Here is a 1,608-nt window from a genome sequence, read left to right on the forward strand (position 1 = left end):
GCCCCCGCCAGGGCGGGGGCGCCGGGGACCGGATGCTCCCGGGGTCAGCCGCGCCAGGGGAGTTCCGCGGTCACCGTGGTCGGGCCGCCCGCCGGGGAGTCGACCGCCAGGACGCCGTCCACGGCGCCCAGCCGTTCCGAGAGCCCGGCGAGACCGCTGCCGGCGGACAGCCCGGCGCCACCCCTGCCGTCGTCCCTGACCTGGAGCATCAGCCGGTCCTCGGAACGCCACACGTCGACCGAGGCGCGGGTGGCGCGCGCGTGCTTGCTGACGTTCTGCAGCAGCTCGGAGACGGTGAAGTAGGCGATGCCCTCTATCGCGGGCGCCGGCCGCGAGTCCAGGTCCACCTCCACCGCCACGGGGACGGCGCAGCGCGAGGCGATGGCGGAGAGCGCGGCGTCCAGCCCGCGGTCCGTCAGGACCGCCGGGTGGATCCCGCGGGCGAGGTCCCGCAGCTCCTGGAGCGCCACCTTGACCTCGCCGTGCGCCTCGTCGACCATCCGGGCCGCGGCCTCGGGGTCCTCCGCCAGCTTCTCCTTCGCGAGGCCGAGATCCATCGCGAGCGCCACGAGCCGGGCCTGCGCGCCGTCATGAAGATCGCGTTCGATGCGGCGGAGGTCGGCCGCCGCGGTGTCCACCACCACGCCACGGTCCGACTCCAGCTCCACGACACGGGTCGCGAGCCGCGACGGCCCGAGCAGCCCGGCCACCATCAAGCGGTCGATGCTCGTCAGGCCCCGCATGACCCACGGCGTCATGAGTGTGAAGAGCAGGCCGACGACGCTGGTGGCGGCGATCTCCAGGGGCGTGTCGAGGTAGAAGTTGTGCGTCCCGTCCCCGTACAGCTGAAGGCCGTCGACACCGCCCCACATCGGGAAGACCCACTGCCACAGCGGGTAGAGCAGCAGCGACCAGCCGGTCACCCACAGGGTCACGGAGACCGAGAAGCCGAAGACCGCCCAGGGGAAGTGGAGGAACGCGTAGAGCAGGTGGCGCCAGGACACGCCGCTCTTGAGGATGCCGCCGATCCACGCGGCCACGCCGTTCTTGCGTCCGCGCCCGCTGCTGAGCACCGGCTCGGGCGCCGCCACGTCCAGATCGAGCAGGGCCCGTGCGCGGGCCCGTTCCAGCGCTCCGTAACCGCGGAGGGCGGCGAGGGAGGCGGCGAACACGGGGACGCCGAGGAACGTGACGAGGAGCCCGGCGCCGAGCGACGTCATGGTCACCGCGAACACGAAGACCGCGGTCGCGAGCGGAAGGTTCAGCACGAGGTAACCGAACTCGCGCCAGGTACGGCCCTCGAAGGGCGCGCGCAGTACGGGAGGGAGGACATGGTCTCGGCGCGCCGGAGAGCCGTATCCGTGGTCCGTGGCCATCGAAGTCGTCCGATCTGCGAAGCGGGCTGTCATACCCGTAAGCCTGCTGTGGCGGCCGGTTCCGCACCATGAGGGCGGTATCCGTCTTGGGCGGGGGGTTTTCCCCACCACCGGTACCGCCGACGCCGGTCGTCGCCGCTACCGGTGGTGGGGCGGCGTGGAGCCCCCACCCGACGGGCACCCGATCCTCTCCGGCGCCGGTGGTGGTGGGGGGGAGGGCGCGGAGCCGCAC

At 73.0% G+C, this 1,608-nt stretch carries 1 protein-coding gene; it reads right to left on the reverse strand.

Annotated features, from left to right (window positions below):
* Positions 1 to 44: 44 nt before the first annotated feature.
* Positions 45 to 1,376: a sensor histidine kinase gene (locus tag ACWGH4_RS34945; RefSeq protein WP_453467917.1), complete on the reverse strand. Its 1,332-nt coding sequence runs from the start codon at positions 1,374 to 1,376 to the stop codon at positions 45 to 47.
* Positions 1,377 to 1,608 lie beyond the last annotated feature (232 nt).

This window comes from Streptomyces sp. NPDC054847 (genome assembly GCF_053610925.1).

Excerpts from the sequence above, each read along its gene's own strand:
- ACWGH4_RS34945 (WP_453467917.1), bottom strand. The coding sequence starts at position 1,376 with ATGGCCACGGACCACGGATACGGCTCTCCGGCGCGCCGAGACCATGTC.